16 protein-coding genes are annotated in these 16,106 nt (G+C 63.3%); 10 read left to right on the plus strand and 6 right to left on the minus strand.

Annotation, left to right across the window (positions count from 1 at the left end; genetic code table 11):
• Nucleotides 1-38: 38 nt before the first annotated feature.
• Complete coding sequence (locus tag IEY62_RS17220) at nucleotides 39-1,469, minus strand: M15 family metallopeptidase (protein WP_229785410.1); 1,431 nt, start codon at nucleotides 1,467-1,469, stop codon at nucleotides 39-41.
• A gap of 264 nt (nucleotides 1,470-1,733) precedes the next feature.
• Between IEY62_RS17220 and IEY62_RS17225 the strand changes: the two genes are divergently transcribed.
• Complete coding sequence (locus IEY62_RS17225) at nucleotides 1,734-2,171, plus strand: SRPBCC family protein (protein ID WP_189020096.1); 438 nt, start codon at nucleotides 1,734-1,736, stop codon at nucleotides 2,169-2,171.
• Here IEY62_RS17225 and IEY62_RS17230 read toward each other — a convergent pair.
• Nucleotides 2,168-3,436: a CAP domain-containing protein gene (locus IEY62_RS17230; RefSeq protein ID WP_229785412.1), complete on the minus strand. Its 1,269-nt coding sequence runs from the start codon at nucleotides 3,434-3,436 to the stop codon at nucleotides 2,168-2,170. The genes IEY62_RS17225 and IEY62_RS17230 overlap by 4 nt on opposite strands.
• Before the next feature lie 282 nt (nucleotides 3,437-3,718).
• Here IEY62_RS17230 and IEY62_RS17235 point away from each other — a divergent pair, with 282 nt between their 5' ends.
• The 3 genes from IEY62_RS17235 (at nucleotide 3,719) to IEY62_RS17245 (ending at nucleotide 5,990) form a co-directional block, all read left to right on the plus strand.
• Nucleotides 3,719-4,183, plus strand: coding sequence for a hypothetical protein (locus IEY62_RS17235; RefSeq protein WP_189020099.1), 465 nt, complete (start codon nucleotides 3,719-3,721; stop codon nucleotides 4,181-4,183).
• A gap of 45 nt (nucleotides 4,184-4,228) precedes the next feature.
• A complete protein-coding gene (dcd, locus tag IEY62_RS17240; protein ID WP_011776299.1) occupies nucleotides 4,229-4,804 on the plus strand; it encodes a dCTP deaminase in 576 nt (191 codons plus the stop codon).
• A 244-nt stretch (nucleotides 4,805-5,048) separates the two neighbouring features.
• The gene (locus IEY62_RS17245; RefSeq protein ID WP_189020101.1) at nucleotides 5,049-5,990 is read left to right on the plus strand and encodes an endonuclease domain-containing protein; all 942 of its coding nucleotides are present in this window, start codon (nucleotides 5,049-5,051) and stop codon (nucleotides 5,988-5,990) included.
• 91 nt (nucleotides 5,991-6,081) lie between these two features.
• Here the strand turns inward: IEY62_RS17245 and IEY62_RS17250 are convergent, their stop codons facing one another.
• From IEY62_RS17250 to IEY62_RS17260, 3 genes are all read right to left on the minus strand, one after another.
• Nucleotides 6,082-7,281, minus strand: a complete 1,200-nt coding sequence (locus tag IEY62_RS17250) for a cation:proton antiporter (RefSeq protein ID WP_189020103.1) — start codon at nucleotides 7,279-7,281, stop codon at nucleotides 6,082-6,084.
• Between the two features lie 5 nt (nucleotides 7,282-7,286).
• Nucleotides 7,287-7,769: a cation:proton antiporter regulatory subunit gene (locus IEY62_RS17255; RefSeq protein WP_018778177.1), complete on the minus strand. Its 483-nt coding sequence runs from the start codon at nucleotides 7,767-7,769 to the stop codon at nucleotides 7,287-7,289.
• A gap of 65 nt (nucleotides 7,770-7,834) precedes the next feature.
• A complete protein-coding gene (locus tag IEY62_RS17260; protein WP_189020105.1) occupies nucleotides 7,835-9,238 on the minus strand; it encodes an MFS transporter in 1,404 nt (467 codons plus the stop codon).
• Between the two features lie 199 nt (nucleotides 9,239-9,437).
• Here IEY62_RS17260 and IEY62_RS17265 point away from each other — a divergent pair, with 199 nt between their 5' ends.
• From IEY62_RS17265 to mnhG, 6 genes are read left to right on the plus strand one after another with little or no spacing between them, the layout of a single operon-like run.
• Entirely contained in the window at nucleotides 9,438-12,473 is a 3,036-nt protein-coding gene (locus IEY62_RS17265; RefSeq protein WP_189020107.1) for a Na+/H+ antiporter subunit A, read from the plus strand.
• Nucleotides 12,470-12,970, plus strand: a complete 501-nt coding sequence (locus IEY62_RS17270) for a Na(+)/H(+) antiporter subunit C (protein WP_189020110.1) — start codon at nucleotides 12,470-12,472, stop codon at nucleotides 12,968-12,970. The genes IEY62_RS17265 and IEY62_RS17270 overlap by 4 nt, the downstream gene beginning before the upstream one ends.
• A complete protein-coding gene (locus IEY62_RS17275) occupies nucleotides 12,967-14,535 on the plus strand; it encodes a Na+/H+ antiporter subunit D (protein ID WP_189020112.1) in 1,569 nt (522 codons plus the stop codon). The genes IEY62_RS17270 and IEY62_RS17275 overlap by 4 nt, the downstream gene beginning before the upstream one ends.
• Nucleotides 14,532-15,098 carry a Na+/H+ antiporter subunit E gene (locus tag IEY62_RS17280; protein ID WP_189020114.1) on the plus strand — a complete coding sequence of 189 codons (567 nt, stop codon included), beginning with the start codon at nucleotides 14,532-14,534 and terminating at the stop codon, nucleotides 15,096-15,098. The genes IEY62_RS17275 and IEY62_RS17280 overlap by 4 nt, the downstream gene beginning before the upstream one ends.
• Entirely contained in the window at nucleotides 15,095-15,373 is a 279-nt protein-coding gene (locus IEY62_RS17285) for a monovalent cation/H+ antiporter complex subunit F (RefSeq protein WP_189020116.1), read from the plus strand. The genes IEY62_RS17280 and IEY62_RS17285 overlap by 4 nt, the downstream gene beginning before the upstream one ends.
• Complete coding sequence (gene mnhG, locus IEY62_RS17290) at nucleotides 15,363-15,752, plus strand: monovalent cation/H(+) antiporter subunit G (protein ID WP_189020118.1); 390 nt, start codon at nucleotides 15,363-15,365, stop codon at nucleotides 15,750-15,752. The genes IEY62_RS17285 and mnhG overlap by 11 nt, the downstream gene beginning before the upstream one ends.
• 81 nt (nucleotides 15,753-15,833) lie before the next feature.
• Here mnhG and IEY62_RS17295 read toward each other — a convergent pair whose 3' ends face one another.
• Entirely contained in the window at nucleotides 15,834-16,094 is a 261-nt protein-coding gene (locus tag IEY62_RS17295; protein WP_189020120.1) for a DUF4235 domain-containing protein, read from the minus strand.
• Between the last annotated feature and the right edge of the window lie 12 nt (nucleotides 16,095-16,106).

Consider the following 16,106-nt stretch of genomic DNA (forward strand, 5'->3'; position numbering starts at 1 on the left):
CAGGCACTCCGTCCGGCCGAACGTGCCCGTTCGGGTCCTTATTTGAACAGCGTCATTGAGCCCCAGCCGTTGCCCACCTGGCGTTGGGAGCCCCACACTCCGGTCCCCAAACCGTAGTCCACCAAGAAGCCATCCACGGTCTGGGCAGTGATGCTGCGTGTTCCCGGACCCGACAAGCCGAAGCTGGGCACCAGTGCTTTCATGGTTCCCCACCCCGAACCGATGCTGCCAGGCAGCCCCTTGAAGCCTCCCACGCCGTTCCCGGGGTAGTTCAGCAGAAGGCCGGACGCAGTGGTGGCAAGGATGTCGTTGGCGCCGTCTGCGTCCCAATCCGCCATGGTCAGCCCCAGTCCGGCCCAGCCCGTTCCAATATCAACCCGGTAGGTCAACGCACGGCCGGAGGTGTTGGGGTAGTAGCGCAGGCCGCCATCCGGGAAATACCCCACAACGCCCGGGTAACCCTGGTTGCTGGACCACTTGCCCACGGTGATGGTCATGGCGTCCCAGTCCCCCGTGCCCACCACGATCTGGGTGGAAAAAGCACCGCCCGGCCAACCCTTGAACAGGCCCAGGGTGCCGTTGTTCCATTGCGCCAGCAGGTCGTAGACGCCGTCAGAATCCCAATCCACCACGAACGCCTGCTTCAGTCCCGTCCAGTTGGAACCAATCTGCACGGGAACGCCGTAGCCACCACTCGGAAGCGCGGGGTAGCGAAGGAGCCGTCCCGAAGGGTCCGCCGCCACCAGGTCCGCCCCGGAGGTGATGCTCGCATACACACTGGGGTTGCCGGAGAAATATTGCTCCAAAGTGGCGAACCCGCGGCGCTTCATATCCGTTGCCAGATCCAATCCGACGTAGCGCAGGTGCCACGGTTCATAGCTGTACCCGGTGATGTTGGTGTAACCATTGGGGTACCGGACGATGAAACCGTATTTGTGCGCGTTCGCAGCCACCCAGATGCCGGCTGCAGTGTCCCCGAAACAGGTGCTGAGTCCACAGGAACCATTGGCGTTTCCGACATCCACGGCAAGCCCCGTTTGATGCTCACTGTAACCGGGCCTTGCGGAGATCAGATCCGCCTGCGCCTGGCCATAAAGGTTCACATAGGACGAGTACACCTGTTGCTGCTGGGCGTAGGAACGGTAGCCGCTCACGGCAGCCAGCCCGCCGGTTCCGGCATCTGCCGCACCCTGGAAAAGGCCATTGAGCCACGCTGCGGCCTCGGCCCGGAGATACTGGCCCGAACCACGGGCATTCACCAGATCTGCCGGGGCGTAGGTGGCCGGGTTCAGCGGGCGGGACTTGTTCACGAGGACGGACAAGTTGGCAGGATCACCCGCGGGATCGAGCCCGGGCAGCGGATTGGCGGCCGACGGCACCATCGCGTTCACGACGGCGGGTACAGCGCCGGCCGCGGGAGCGAGGGCAGACGCCAGCGCCAGAGCGAGGAAGGCAGCGCAAGCAGCCATCCGGCGTCGGGCGTTTCTTCTTGTTCCCGGTCGGTCGTGAACCTGCATGACGCCCCCCATTGGTTTTATCCAGCGGCTGGCACTCTACCCCCGGCTGGAACGCGTGTCAGCAGTGCGCGCAAAAAAATCCGCAGGTAACCATTCGGTCAAGGCTCGGAAGTCGTGTGTCGTCACCGTGCCGGGCTGACTATTCTGAACTTGTTAGCTGCTGCGTATGGGGAACCCGGCTACGACATTTGAACCGTAGGCCGAAAGAGGTTTTCCGTGGCATTCGCAGCCAATGAAGTGGTGATCAGTCGGGACGCCATGACCGTCTACGGATTCCTCATGGACGGGATGAACAACTCACTCTGGCGTTCAGACGTGCGGAGCATCGCGCTCCGATCAGGCGTTCGCGGCCAAAAGGGCGCGTTGTACCAGCAGACCGTCGCTGGACCGGGCGGCCGGCCCATCGCGGCTGATTTCACCATCACCGAGGCACGCCCCGGCGCGGAAGTCCGGTACGCCGTCGTGGCCGGTCCTGCGCGGCCCACCGGCGGCTACTACCTCAGCACCGAAGGTGACACCACCCGGCTACGCTTCGCACTGGAGTACCACCCCAAGGGCCTGCGCAAGCTCATGAACGGGATGATCCAAAAAGCCCTGGAAGTTGAAGTCGGGCAGCTGGAACGGCTGAAGACCGCGATCGAATCCAGCTCCTAGCTGGCGAACCTCAGCCCGCCCCAACCATTGCCGATCGTCACAGGGGTGGTGAGCCGTCCCGAGGTCAGGTCCCAGTACTCCACCATGCCATTGCGGTCCAGGCCTGCCACGCCCACAGAATCCGGTCCCGTGAGCCCGCTCAAAGCCCTCAACCCTGTGTAGTCCGTCCACGCGCTGCCCACAACGGGGCGTGATTCCTGTTTCGGTGTGCCCAGTCCGCTGCCGCGGTACAGGCGCAAGGTGCCGTTCGGCTCAGTACTGAGCAGGTCCTCAAAGCCATCGGCGTTGTAATCCACCATGGTTACCCGGACGGACGGGTTGCCGGTGCCAATCGCAGCCTGGCTGCGGATATAGGCCAAGCCCGTGTTCTTGTACAAGTACAGGTTGCCGCCCTGGTCCATCGCTACGATCTGGGGAAGCCTGTTGTTGGCGCACCACGTTCCCACGGAAATGTTCAGCGTGCCCCAGCCCTGGCCCAAAACCACCGGATCCTTGAAGCCGCCGGTTTGCAGTCCCGGATACACCAGGAGTGCGCCGTCCAGCCGTTGATAGAGCAGGTCAAAGACGCCGTCGCGGTCCCAATCCACCACAAAAAGCTCTTTGAGGCCCACAAATCCGGCGCCGATCCGCTTCCCCAGCCCGAACCGGCCGTTACCCCAGGACGGGTACGCCGTCACTGAACCGTCGCCGGCGATCGACACCAGATCAGCAGCACTGCTGATTGCTGCGGCACTCAAGTCGACAGTTGGTGGTTGGTGCTTGGACCCTGGTTCGCACACGGCCACAGGGTCAGTGGGCGGTGTAACCGTTCCACCCGGGCTGGTGGTGGTTCCTGCCGGCAACGTTGTGTAGCCGAAGAAATTGACCACGCCCCACAGCGTGTAGCGGTTGGGCGTCGTCTGCCAGTTGCCGTCCGTGTAGGTGATGCCGATACCCATCACATTGAACCGGGGATCCCGCAGCAAAGCATCGTGGCCCGGCGAGCCCTTCCACCACTCCACCAGTTGAGCCGCGTCGCGGTCCCAGCGGACAGCAATGACCTCACCCGCCCCGTTGTTCGGATTCATCGCCCGCGGGTCCGTCCAGAAGTTGGGCCGGTGCTGGATCACTTCACGGGTAGCGATGCTGTTTGACCACTCCTGCGCCAGGTTGGCCACTGTGGCGTGGTACTTCACCGGTGCCAGGCCCAACGACGCCCGGTAGCTGTTGATCTCGTTGAACACCGTGAGGATCGCCGCGCTGTTGTTGTCGGGAAGCAGCGCCAAAGCGCCGTCCTCGAGATTGGGGTCGTGGCCCGGAGCCTTGCCGGGGAAGGGGGTGGGGGATTCGGTGGGGGTTTGCGTGGGTGTCGGTGTCGGTGTTGGTGTCGCAGTCGGCGTTGGTGTGGCTGGTTGCGTCGGAGCGGCTGTTGGCGAGGGGGAGGGGGAGGGGCCCGCGGCCTCGGCCGTCGGCGTCGTTACTGGAGCGCCGCTGTCGGCGGTCTCTTCCGAGGCCGGCTGCGTTTCGACTGGCGGGGCCGTGGTGGCGANGTTTCGACTGGCGGGGCCGTGGTGGCGATAGAGGCGCTTGGACTCGGATCCGATGGATTGTCCGGCCCCCAGGACGGTCCGATGTTCGGCACGGGAGGGGGTGTTTCAAACACGGGATCGACGGCGGTGGGCCCGCCGTCCGTCACCGGATCCCGTGGGGGAGGAGGCGCCTGCGGTGCAGGTGCCGCAGGACTGGAGGACCCGTCGACGGCGGGGGTCGCCACCGCAGGTGCGGGAGCCGCCGTCGGGCTTTCCTCAGGTGCCGACAAACCGGAAGGGACGCTGGACGATGCCGTGGTGCTTGCCCCAGGAACGGCCTCCGTTGCCGGCAGGAGTTGGCTGGAGGCCGCCATGCAGAGGGCCAGCGCGCCGGCCAGCACAACGGCGGCAGGCGCTGCCAGTTTGTTCACAATTACCCCGCGGATGCTCGTTGCCCCCAAGTACGGGCGCGGCTTTACCTGTCCGGGAACTATAGTCCCATGAAGCTGCCCGGACAATGCGTTCAGTATTTGGGGTATTTTTGATGACGTGCTGATCTCTGACCGCGACATACGTGCCGAAATAGACTCCCAACGGATTGTTCTTGAGCCGTACGATCCCGCGATGGTGCAGCCGTCTTCCGTGGACGTGCGTATCGACCGGTTCTTCCGGCTCTTCGACAACCACAAATACGCCCACATCGACCCCGCCGAGGAGCAGCCTGAGCTGACCCGGCTGGTGGAGGTGGAAGGCGACGAGCCCTTCATCCTGCACCCCGGGGAATTCGTCCTGGGTTCCACCTACGAAACCGTCAGCCTGGCCGATGACATTGCCGCACGCCTGGAAGGCAAGTCCTCCCTGGGACGCCTCGGCTTGCTCACGCACTCGACGGCAGGTTTCATTGATCCCGGCTTCTCCGGACACGTGACCCTGGAGCTCTCGAATGTGGCCACGCTCCCCATCAAGCTCTGGCCGGGGATGAAGATCGGCCAGTTGTGCTTCTTCCGGCTCACCTCCTCGGCTGAGCACCCGTACGGTTCCGGCGAATACGGTAACCGCTACCAGGGACAGCGCGGCCCGACCGCCAGCCGCAGCCACCAAAACTTCCACCGGACGTCCATCTAGCCCTTCCTGCGCTGAGGGGTGAGCTTTCGGCTCTTTGGGGGTGCCCTTTGTGTTGAGGGGTGAGCTTTCGACTCTTTGGGGGTGGCGCTTTGTGTTGAGGGGTGAGGTTTCGGCTCTTTGGGGTGGGCGCTTTCGGTTGAGATATCGCTCCTCGGCGGGCGCACTGTGGGGCACTATTCCTCCACACTGTGGGTAACCACGCATCGGACGCCCAGGGGATCCCGAGGCGTGCAAACAATGGCTGATGAGGTTGTCTCCGCCGCTCCCGGCCCATCTCCAAGGTCGCTCGTTCACCCTCGCCGAGCAACGTGCGGCCGGTCTTCCTGATCATCGTGCATGGAACAACGATCTCCAGGTTGCCAGCAGGGGCATACGTGTTCCCTGGGGCGAGGAGCAAGACCCCGCACACACGGCGCGGCTCCTGACAGCGGTGAGCGATGGCTCGATTTGCTGCCGCGAAACGGCCGCGACGCTCTGGGGATGTCCGCTGCCGTGGGATCGGGAGCAGGATTTCCTGGTTCATTTGACCCGGACCGACGGGGCTTTCAGGCCGCAGCGAAAGGGTGTTCGTGGCCACCGGATGGTGCTGGGCGAATTCGACGTCGCATTCAGGGACGGCATTCCGCTGACGAGTCCTTCCCGGACATGGCTGGATCTCGCCGCTGTGCTGCCGTTCGAGGACTTGGTGGCAGCAGCCGACCACTTCATCTGCAGCCAGACCAGAAGCTTCGGACACAATCGGATTCCGCTCTGCTCATTGCAGGATTTGAGGAATCAGGTAGACAGACATGCGGGCGCGCGCGGCATCCGAAAGGCCCGGGTTGCGCTGGATCTGGCCCGGGTCGGGGCGGACTCGGTACCGGAGACGCGGCTCCGCCTGGCCATAGGCCGCGACTTCCTGCCAGAACCGACCCTGAGTTATGTGGTGCGCAACGCGTGGGGTCGCGAGGTGGCGTGGCCGGATCTCGCCTATCCGGATTACAAGGTTGCGGTGAATTACGACGGCGGCCATCACCTCAGCCCCGCCCAGCAGGAATCCGACATACGGCGGGAGGCGGCACTCGCCGCAAACGGCTGGATCTCCGTCGTCATCACTGCCAGCCATGTCCAGGAGCATGGCTATGACGGAGTTGTCCGACGCATCCGCGCGGCCCTCGTAAAAGGTGGGTGGGTATCGAGGAGCTAGATGTCGGGGCTTTCTATGGCCTTTTGGGGTGGGATGTCGCCCCTCGATGGGGGTGGGATGTCGCCCCTCGATGGGGGTGGGGGTGACGAATCTAGGCCGGTGCGCGGTCCGTGGTGCGGGGTGGAGCTTTGGGGGCCCTGCGGATCGCCTTGACCACGGGCTCCACAAAGCGGGCGGCCAGCGGACCAAGGATGGCCATGATGAGGACGTAGGCCGTGGCCAGTGCAGCGAGCTCGGCGGGGACGGCTCCGGAGGCGACGGCCAAGCCCGCGATGACGATGGAGAACTCACCGCGGGCAATCAGGGCAGCACCTGCACGGAACCGGCCGGGCATGGCGATGCCGGCTCTCTTGGCAGCCCAGATCCCTGTGAGCATCTTGGTGGCAGCAGTGAGGACGGCCAGCAGGAGCGCCCAGCCCAGCACAGGGGGAATCGAGGTGGGATCGGTGTTGAGTCCGAACGCCACAAAGAAGATTGCGGCGAACAGATCCCGCAGGGGCTCGAGGATGCGCGTGGCGTTGTGGGCCGTAGCACCAGAAATGGCGATGCCCAACATGAACGCACCTACTGCGGCTGAGACCTGCAGGGCCGACGCGATTCCGGCCACCAGCAAGGCGAGTCCCAGGACATTGAGCAGGAAGACCTCGGAATTCTCACTGTGGATTGCCTGCGATACGCGATGGCCGTGCTTCAGGGCGATCACCAGCACTACCGTGACCACCGCCAGGGCAATGCCCACCGTCTGCAGCCCACCCAGGAAACCGACGCCCGCAAGGATGGCTGTGAGGATGGGCAGGTAGATGGCCATGGCAAGGTCTTCAAACACCAGGATGGAGAGCACCACCGGCGTTTCACGGTTACCGATGCGGCCCAGATCGGTAATGACCTTGGCGGCTATGCCCGAGGACGAAATGTAGGTAACACCGCCCATGACGATTGCGCCCACCAGTCCCCAGCCCAGCAACACAGCCAAGCCCGCGCCCGGCAGGAAGTTGAGGACGAAGTCCATGACGCCTGCCTGCCAGGATCGGCGAAGTCCCGTGACCAGCTCCGAGGCCGTATATTCCAGGCCGAGCATAAGCAGCAGCAGGATAACGCCCATTTCGCCGGAGAGGTGCGCGAATTCGTGCATGCCGTCCAGCTTCACGAATCCGCCGGCGCCGAACGCCAAGCCACCCACCAGATAGAGGGGGATGGGGGACATGCCGATTCTGCCCGCTAACCGAGCCAGGAGGCCGAGGCAGAACACAACGGCCCCCAGTTCAACGAGGGCTAATGCGAGCGGATCCATGCCGGTCAGCCGTTGCGGAGGATGTCGGCTGCCGAGTCAAGTCCTTCCTGGGTGCCGACCGCTACCAGCAGGTCACCGGTGTGAAGTACGACGTCGGGTGCCGGCGATGGGACCACCTCGCCTTCGCGCATGATCGCCACGATGGAGACGCCACTGCGTGTGCGGATTTGGGCCTTGCCCATGGCCTGGTTCACGAAGGGAGAGTCAGCCGTGATGGAAAACTGTCGCGTGACGATGCCGGGGACCTCGCGGTGCGCCTCTGCCAGGCGCATGGCAATGTGCTGTCCGCCCAGGAGATTACCCAGTGTCGAAGCTTCGTCGGCCGTCAACGGGATGGAGGCCTGGCACGTATCGGGGTCATCCCACGTCGAGACGAAAAGCTCGGTTTCGCCCTCGCGCAGTTCCACCACGCCAATACGGCGGCCCGAGGCCGTCACGAAGTCCTTCCGGATGCCAAGGCCCGGAAGTTCGGTCTCATCCACGTTCATAGCTCCACCCTAAACTCTGTTGAACCGGTCCGGTACGTTGTTGACGCCGAACCGGTCCTATGTAGTTAACGCTCTGGTACTACGGCTATTTCCACTTTGGCCGGTGGCTTCACGGGCAGGATCACCAAGAGGCCTGCCAGGAGCACAACCATGATCCCCAGGATGCCCCAGCGTTGGGCCTCCCCGGCGGCAACGAGCGGCGAGGCGATGGTGATGCAGAGCGTGAACAGCGTGGGGGCAAGGAAGCTGACGGCCCTTCCCGTGGTGGCGTACAGCCCGAACAATTCACCTGACTCTCCCGCCGGGGCAAGCCTGGCAAGGTAGGCCCGGGAGGAGGACTGGGCGGGACCTACGAACAGGCAAAGGAGAAGCCCGAAGACCCAGAACGTGGTGGAACCGGGCCAGGCATTGCCGAAGAAGACATAGTCGCCGTTGCCGAGGACCAGGATGAAGGTTCCCGCGGTCAGCAGCCCGATCAGGGACAGGATGATGACAGCCTTGGGGCCGATCCTGTCGTCCAGGAAGCCGCCGATTACTGCGCCGACAGCGGCCACCACGTTGCCAAAGATGGCGAAGAAGATGACCTCCTTCAGTTCGAAGCCAAAGGTTCCCGCAGCGATTACGCCGCCGAAGGTGAACACGGCAGCCAGGCCATCGCGGAAGATGGCGCTGGACAGGAGGAAGTAGATGGTGTGGGGACTGGTCTTGTAGATGGCTCCGATACGTCGGATCAGCAATTTGTACGACGCGAAAAAGCCCAAGGACGACGTGTCCTTCTTCCCGGATACCTCAGGGACGGCAAACATCACGGGCAAGGCAAAGATGAAGAACCACAAGGCCGAGAACACGGCGACCAGCCGGATGTTGAGTGAGTCCTGTGTGGAGGCCCCGAACCAGTCGAAGGAAGGCTGGACGAAAAGCTGCAGCACCAGCAGAAGCGCGACGATCCCGCCCAGGTAGCCCATGCCCCAGCCGAAACCGCTGACTTTGCCGATGTTCCGGGGTGTGGAGATCTGGGCAAGCATGGCGTTGTAGTTGACGCCCGCAAACTCAAAGAACACGTTGCCGAGGGCGATCAGGCAAACCCCGAGCAGCAGGAATTCCGGGCGTGGAAAGACGAAGAAGCACAGACCGGTAAGCAGTGCCGTTGCGGCTGTGTTGACCCCAAGCCAAAGCTTCCGCCGCCCTCCGGCGTCGGAACGCTGGCCAGTCACGGGCGCCAGCAAAGCGATGGCCAGGCCCGCAATGGCCAGGGCAGCTCCCAGCGCCGCCGATGCCGCGTCTTCTCCGCCGAATGCATTGGAGGTGAGGTAAACGGTGAACACGAAGGTTGTCATCACTGCGTTGAAGGCGGCCGAACCCCAGTCCCAGGATGCCCACGCCAGGATTTGCCCCTTCTTTGAGGCGACGGGACCTGTGGCGAGCTCGGAGGTCGGGTGGGAGGCATCGGGAACTACGGCCGCGTTCATAGTGTGAATGCTATAGGTGCGGGGAACTCTGCGTGCGGACGACAGACCGCGATGTGAACAACCCTGGGCGAACAGCGGGCGGAGCGGGAAAGTGGCCAAAAACTGTCCGGGCCCCTTGATAAACTGGGTAAACCGAACCCAACGTATGACCGCCTGCTCCAACTTTTGACAATTCGTTCCTGACTTTGCGGAGATAACAGTGATCACAGTTCTCGCCATCACCTTTGCAGCGGCAACTGTGGCGCCCTTGATCTTTCGCTCACTGGGACGGAATGCGTTCTACGTTCTGGCCGCCGTCCCCGCTGCGGCTTTCATTTGGCTGGTCTTCCAGTACGGCCCCGTATATTCCTATGGCGGCATAGAAGAAATCCTGCCGTGGATTCCCAGCCTGCACCTTGAACTGGCCTTCCGCATGGATCCCTTGGCCTGGGTCATGTCCCTGTTGATTCTGGGTGTCGGCTCACTGGTATTGGTCTATTGCGCCCGCTACTTCAAGAACAAGGACCCCGGGCTCGGTGGTTTCGGCGCCCAGCTGCTGGCCTTTGCCGGCGCCATGTTTGGCCTGGTCACATCCGATGACCTGATGATGCTGTTCATCTTCTGGGAACTCACCACCATCCTGTCCTACCTGCTCATCGGTTACGCCCGCACCCGTTTGGCGGCCCGCCGATCGGCACTGCAAGCGCTGATGGTCACCACCGCCGGTGGCCTGGCGATGCTCGTGGGCTTGATCATCGTGGGCCAGGCAGCAGGGACCTACCGCATTTCCGCCATTTTGGACCAAGCCGGGACGCTCATCAGCGGCCCCATGCAAGGGGCGGTGACCACCGCCGTCGTACTGATCCTGGTGGGTGCCATCACCAAATCCGCTCTCGTCCCGTTCCACTTCTGGCTCCCTGGCGCCATGGCGGCTCCGACGCCGGTCAGTGCCTACCTGCACGCGGCGGCCATGGTAAAGGCGGGCATCTACATCGTTGCGAGGCTTGCTCCGGGCTTTGCTGCTTCGGAATTCTGGCTCCCGATGGTGCTGGGGCTCGGTTTGGCCACCATGCTTGTTGGTGGCTACCGGGCGCTGCGGCAAACCGACATCAAACTCATCCTTGCCTACGGCACCGTCAGCCAGCTCGGCTTCCTCACGATGGTGGTGGGGCTGGGCCGGCCCGACGCCGCCCTGGCCGGTTTGGGGCTGCTGCTGGCCCACGGCCTGTTCAAGGCAGCGCTGTTCCTGGTGGTGGGCATCATCGACCACCAATCCGGAACGCGCGATATCCGCAAGCTCTCCGGCGTTTTCCGCTCATCCCGTGCCCTGGGTGTGGTCGCGGCGATTGCGGCCGCCTCTATGGCCGGTGTTCCGCCGCTGGCAGGATTCGTCGCGAAAGAGTCGGTCTTCGAAGCATTCGTTCACTACGGAACCGGCCACGACGCCCCTGCCTGGGGGATCTGGATCCTGGTGGGCCTTGTCATCGGTTCCGTCCTTACCTTCGCCTACAGTGCCCGGTTCATGTGGGGAGCGTTCGCGGTGAAGCCCGGTGTTGAACCGACCCCGTTCAAACCGATCAAGCCCGCCTTCCTGGCCGCACCTGCCATCCTGAGCCTGCTCACCATCGTGTATGGGCTGTGGCCTGCGCCGGTGGACACATGGATCCAGCCTTACGCTGCCTTGTTCGCTGGCGGCCCGGACGCAGTCGACGCCGGACACCTGGCTTTGTGGCATGGATTGACGCCTGCCCTGGGCCTGACGGCGCTGACATTCGCGCTGGGCGCGGCAATGTTCTACGGACGAAACCTCGTTGCCCGCGCCCAGGCCCTGGTGCCCGACTGGGTTGATGGCGATCGCGCGTACCAAAACACCATTGGTGCCTTGGACGATGTAGCCGTCTGGGTCACCGGCCGCACACAACGTGGTTCGCTGTACTTCTACCTGGCAGTGATCCTGACCGTCGCCTTCGCGGTTCCGTTGACTGCCATGATCATGGCCAACAAGCCGCTGCCTGACGGCATCTATTTCATCGACCCCAACTCGCCCCTGCAGCTGGTGGCCGGAGCCGGAATCGTGGTGGGGGCACTGGCCGCGGTTCGGGCCAACAAGCGATTCCTCGCTGTTCTCATGGTGTCCGTCACCGGTTACGGCATTGCCCTGATGTTCGCGCTTCAGGGTGCCCCGGACCTGGCGTTGACGCAGATGCTGGTGGAGACCATTGTGCTGGTGGCCTTCGTGCTCGCGATGCGCAGTCTTCCCGCGGAGTTGAGGGACAGGACAGGTGGCCGGCTCAGGGTGATCCGCGTGATTATCGGTGCGGCCTTTGGCGTCACCATGATTTTCGTGGCGATCTACGCAATGGGCGCCCGTGTTGCCACCCCGGTTTCCCTTGACTTCCCGCGCCTCGCCTACGAAGGCGGCGGTGGATTGAACGTGGTCAACGTGACCCTCGTGGACATCCGTGCGTGGGACACATTCGGCGAGATCTCAGTGCTGGCGATCGCGGCGACGGGTGTGGCCAGCTTGATCTTTGTCCGGAGCCGCGGTGACCGCATCAAGACCTCCGAGGCCGTGCCTGAAGGCAGCGTGGGGCGCCGAACCGGCGTCGAACGTGATTCCCGGGCAGGCGCCACGCTCGCCGTAGCCAAGAAGTTCACGGACGTTACCCGCGACGCCTGGCTCGTGGCAGGCCGGACCTTGGCACCTGAGCGGCGTTCGATCATTTTCGAAGTCGTCACCAGGCTCATCTTCCACTCGATGATTGTGTTCTCCATCTATCTCCTCCTGGCCGGGCACAACCTGCCGGGCGGCGGGTTCGCGGGCGGCCTGACCGCCGGGCTCGCCCTGACCATCCGCTATCTGGCCGGTGGCCGGTTTGAGTTGAGCGAGGCCGCGACAGTCAGCGCCGGAACACTTTTGGGAACGGGACTTGCGACGGCGGCAGCGTCCGGTTTTGTCCCGTTGTTCCTGGGTGGGCAGGTCTTCCAGAGCGCGATTATCGAGTTCTGGCTGCCCGTCTTCGGAGACGTCAAATTCGTCACGTCCACCATTTTCGACATCGGCGTCTACATCGTGGTGGTGGGCTTGGCCCTGGACGTCCTCCGCAGCCTTGGCGCGGAAATCGACGAACACTTTGAAGGCAAGGGAGCGCCCCTCACCGAGGAAGAGGCAGCTGAACAAGCCGGGATGGCGCAAGAAGCCGGACTGGCCCGGGAAGCTGCCCAATCCGTCGCCTCCGGGAAAGGTACGGCATGAGCATCAACCTGACCCTGCTGATTATCATGGGCGTCCTGTACGCCTGCGGAATCTACCTGATCCTGGAACGCAGCCTCACCCGTGTGCTGCTCGGGTTGATGCTGCTGGCCAATGCCACCAACATCCTGATCCTGAGCACCGGAGGATATGCCGGGCTGGCACCCTTCTTCACCAAGGAAACCAACCCGGACTCCTACAGTGACCCGCTTCCACAGGCACTGATCCTGACCTCCATTGTCATATCCTTCGCGGTCACGGCGTTCATGCTCGGCATTATTTACCGCACCTGGGTTCTTGCCCGCCAGGACGAAATCCAGGACGACCTCGAAGACGTCCGCGTGGCAAAGACCCCGAGTTTCGACGCCGAGGACGACGCGATCGTGCCCTTGGAAACCTCGGAATTCGCGGTCACCCCGTCCAGTACCGCGGACCGGAGCCACCCCGAAGCCACGGAAACCCCCAACACGTCATCGACGCAGGAAGGAGGCAGCGCGTGAATCTCGCAAACCTGTCGCCGCTGGCTGTCCTTCTCCCGATCCTGGGCGCCGCGCTGGCGTTCCTCCTGATCCGGCACCAAAGCGCCCAGCGGGTAGTCAGCATCGGCATCCTCAGCACCACTTTGCTGTTGGAATGCCTCCTGCTCTTCTCCGTCTGGTCCGGCGGCACGACCTCCGTCACCCTGGGCGGCTGGTTGCCTCCGTGGGGCGTGGTCCTGGTGGTGGACCAATTCTCCTCGCTCATGCTGGTGGTCTCCACGGTGGTGAGCCTCGCCGTCCTGATCTACGCCACCGGCCAGGGCATGGCTGACGGCGACCATGAAGCTCCCGTCTCGATCTTCCACCCCACCTACCTCATCCTGGTGGCGGGAGTGTCCAACGCCTTCCTCACCGGGGACCTTTTCAACCTCTACGTCGGCTTCGAGATCCTGTTGACGGCAAGCTACGTGCTCATGACGCTGGGCGGGACAGGCCCGCGCATCCGTGCCGGCGTTACGTACGTGGTGGTCTCCGTAGTGTCGTCTGTCCTGTTCCTCATCGCCATTGCCATGATTTACGGGGCTACGGGCACCATCACCATGGCGGACCTTGCCATCAAGCTGGCGGAGTTGGACCAAGGCACGCAGAACCTGTTGCACGTGATGCTCCTGGTCGCTTTCGGCATCAAGGCGGCCGTCTTCCCCCTGTCCTTCTGGCTCCCTGACTCCTATCCCACGGCGCCGGCTCCCGTTACTGCGGTGTTCGCCGGCTTGCTGACCAAGGTCGGTGTCTACGCCATGGTGCGGACAGAGACCTTGTTGTTCCCTGGGGACACCCTCAACGTTCCACTGATGGTGGTGGCGCTGCTCACCATGGTTGTCGGTATTCTGGGCGCCCTGGCCCAGAGCGACATCAAACGTCTCCTGTCCTTCACACTGGTCAGCCACATCGGTTACATGGTGTTCGGACTCGCCATGAGTTCGGTAGCGGGCCTGGGCGCGGCAGTGTTCTACGTTGCCCACCACATCACCGTGCAGACCAGCTTGTTCCTCGTCACGGGTCTCATAGAGCGACGTGGCGGCAGCTCCTCCATTGACCGTTTGGGTGGCCTGGCCAAGCTTTCCCCGCTGCTGGCGCTGCTGTTCTTCGTACCGGCCATGAACCTGGCGGGCATCCCCCCGTTCTCAGGCTTCCTGGGAAAGCTGGGTCTCCTGCAGGCCGGCGTGGAACTCGGCACTCCATTGGCGATCGTGTTGGTGGTGGGCGGCGTGGTCACCAGCCTGCTGACACTGCTGGCAATCGCCCGGGTATGGAACAGGGCGTTCTGGCGCAAGCCCGAAGACGCCGAATATCCGGACCCCGTGCTGATGACCCCCGGCAACGTCGGTGTGCTGCCGCGGACCATGGTGGGTTCCACTGCGGCGCTGGTGGTGTTCGGGGTGGCGCTGACCGTGTTCGCCGGACCGCTCTTCCAAGTCGCGGACGGTTCCGCGGAGATCATGCTGGACCGCTCGGCCTACATCCACTCGGTACTGGGTGATTCGGTCGAGGTGCCCCCGCTGGCGCAGAATGGCGGTGCAAAATGAGCCGGAAGCCAATCTCGTTCCGCACGGAACTGCCGCTGCTCATCTGGCTGGTCATCGTATGGGGTGCGCTGTGGCGGGACTTCAGCCTCGGCAACCTGCTTTTCGGCGCCTTGATCGCCGTGCTGGTGGCCAAGTTCTTCTACCTCCCGCCGGTGGAGCTCAGCGGCAGGTTCAACATTCTGCGCGCTGTTCCCTTCGCACTGATGTTCGTCGCGAAAGTGGTGGCAGCGAGCTTCCTGGTGCTGTACCTGGCGGTGGTCAAGGGGCCGAAGGTGCGCAGCGCCGTCGTCGCTGTTCCGTTGCGAAGCCACTCCGACCTCATGGTGACGGCTACTGGTCACGTCATATCGCTGATTCCCGGCTCGCTGGTAGTTGAGGTGGACCGCTCCACTTCCACCCTCTACCTCCACGGGCTGAACATCTATGAAGAAGCCGACATCGACAAGATCCGCCGGGAAACGCAGAACATCGAGGCAGGGCTGATCCGCATTATGGGAACGCGGGAAGAAGTCGAGGCCCTGAAGTCAGAAATACGGCCCGGAATGGAAGGGGCAACGCTGTGAAGGAATTTGTTCTGGTGGCCACGGCAGTGATCCTCAGCCTCGCAGCAGCAGGTGCGATTGTGCGCATCGCGATTGGCCCATCGTTGCTGGACCGCGTCCTGGCTTCCGACGTCCTGCTGGCCATTCTGGGTGCGGCTCTCGCCATCGACATGGCAGTGAACCAACACCTCAACAACCTGATGTTGCTGGTGGCCCTCGCGGTGATCGGCTTCATCGGCTCAGTGACCGTTGCCCGGTTCGTGGCCGAACGGAGGGAACAGAACAATGAGTCCTGACGCCACCGGAGTGGACCTGGTCATTGACTCCGTTACAGCAGTGTTCCTGATTGTGGGTGCCCTGATGTCCTTGGGCGCCGCGATCGGCCTGCTGCGGTTCCCGGACCTCATGAGCCGCATGCACGCAGCTACCAAGCCGCAAGTGTTGGGCCTGTTCCTGATGCTCGCAGCAATCGGCCTGCAGATGCGCACCTGGTGGGTGTGGCCCGTCCTGCTGGTGGCGTGGATTTTCCAGCTCCTCACCGCACCGGTATCCGCCCATATGGTGGGGCGCTCCGCGTACCGGACCAAACACGGGCACCGCGAGAAGCTCACCAAGGATGAACTTGAAGCCGTGGTCCAAAGGGCCGCGGCAGGCCAGGAGCCCTCCGAACCTTAAAGCAACGCGGGGTCACTTATGGCCCATTACCCCCTTGGGGATGGGCCATAAGTGACCCCGCGTTGCTTGTCCGGGAGATGCTTAGGCTATGTCCTGGGACTTGGCGAAGCGGGCGATTGCCCGTTGGGTGCCGCGGCTGGCAAGGACCTGGATCAGCGTGCTCACAAACGCGGAGATCAGCGCGAAGGTCAGAGCCGAGCGGAGGCTCGCCTCCATGTCATCGTTGCCTGTGGGCGGCTTGTTGCCCGTGGCCTTTTCCCAGCCTTTGTTGACGAGTTTTGTACCGACAAAGCCTGCACCGAGGCTTACCCCGGCACCCAGCAGCTTGAAAAAGAGGTTCATGGCACCAGCCTA

Source organism: Paenarthrobacter histidinolovorans (assembly GCF_014647595.1).
Classification (GTDB): domain Bacteria; phylum Actinomycetota; class Actinomycetes; order Actinomycetales; family Micrococcaceae; genus Arthrobacter; species Arthrobacter histidinolovorans.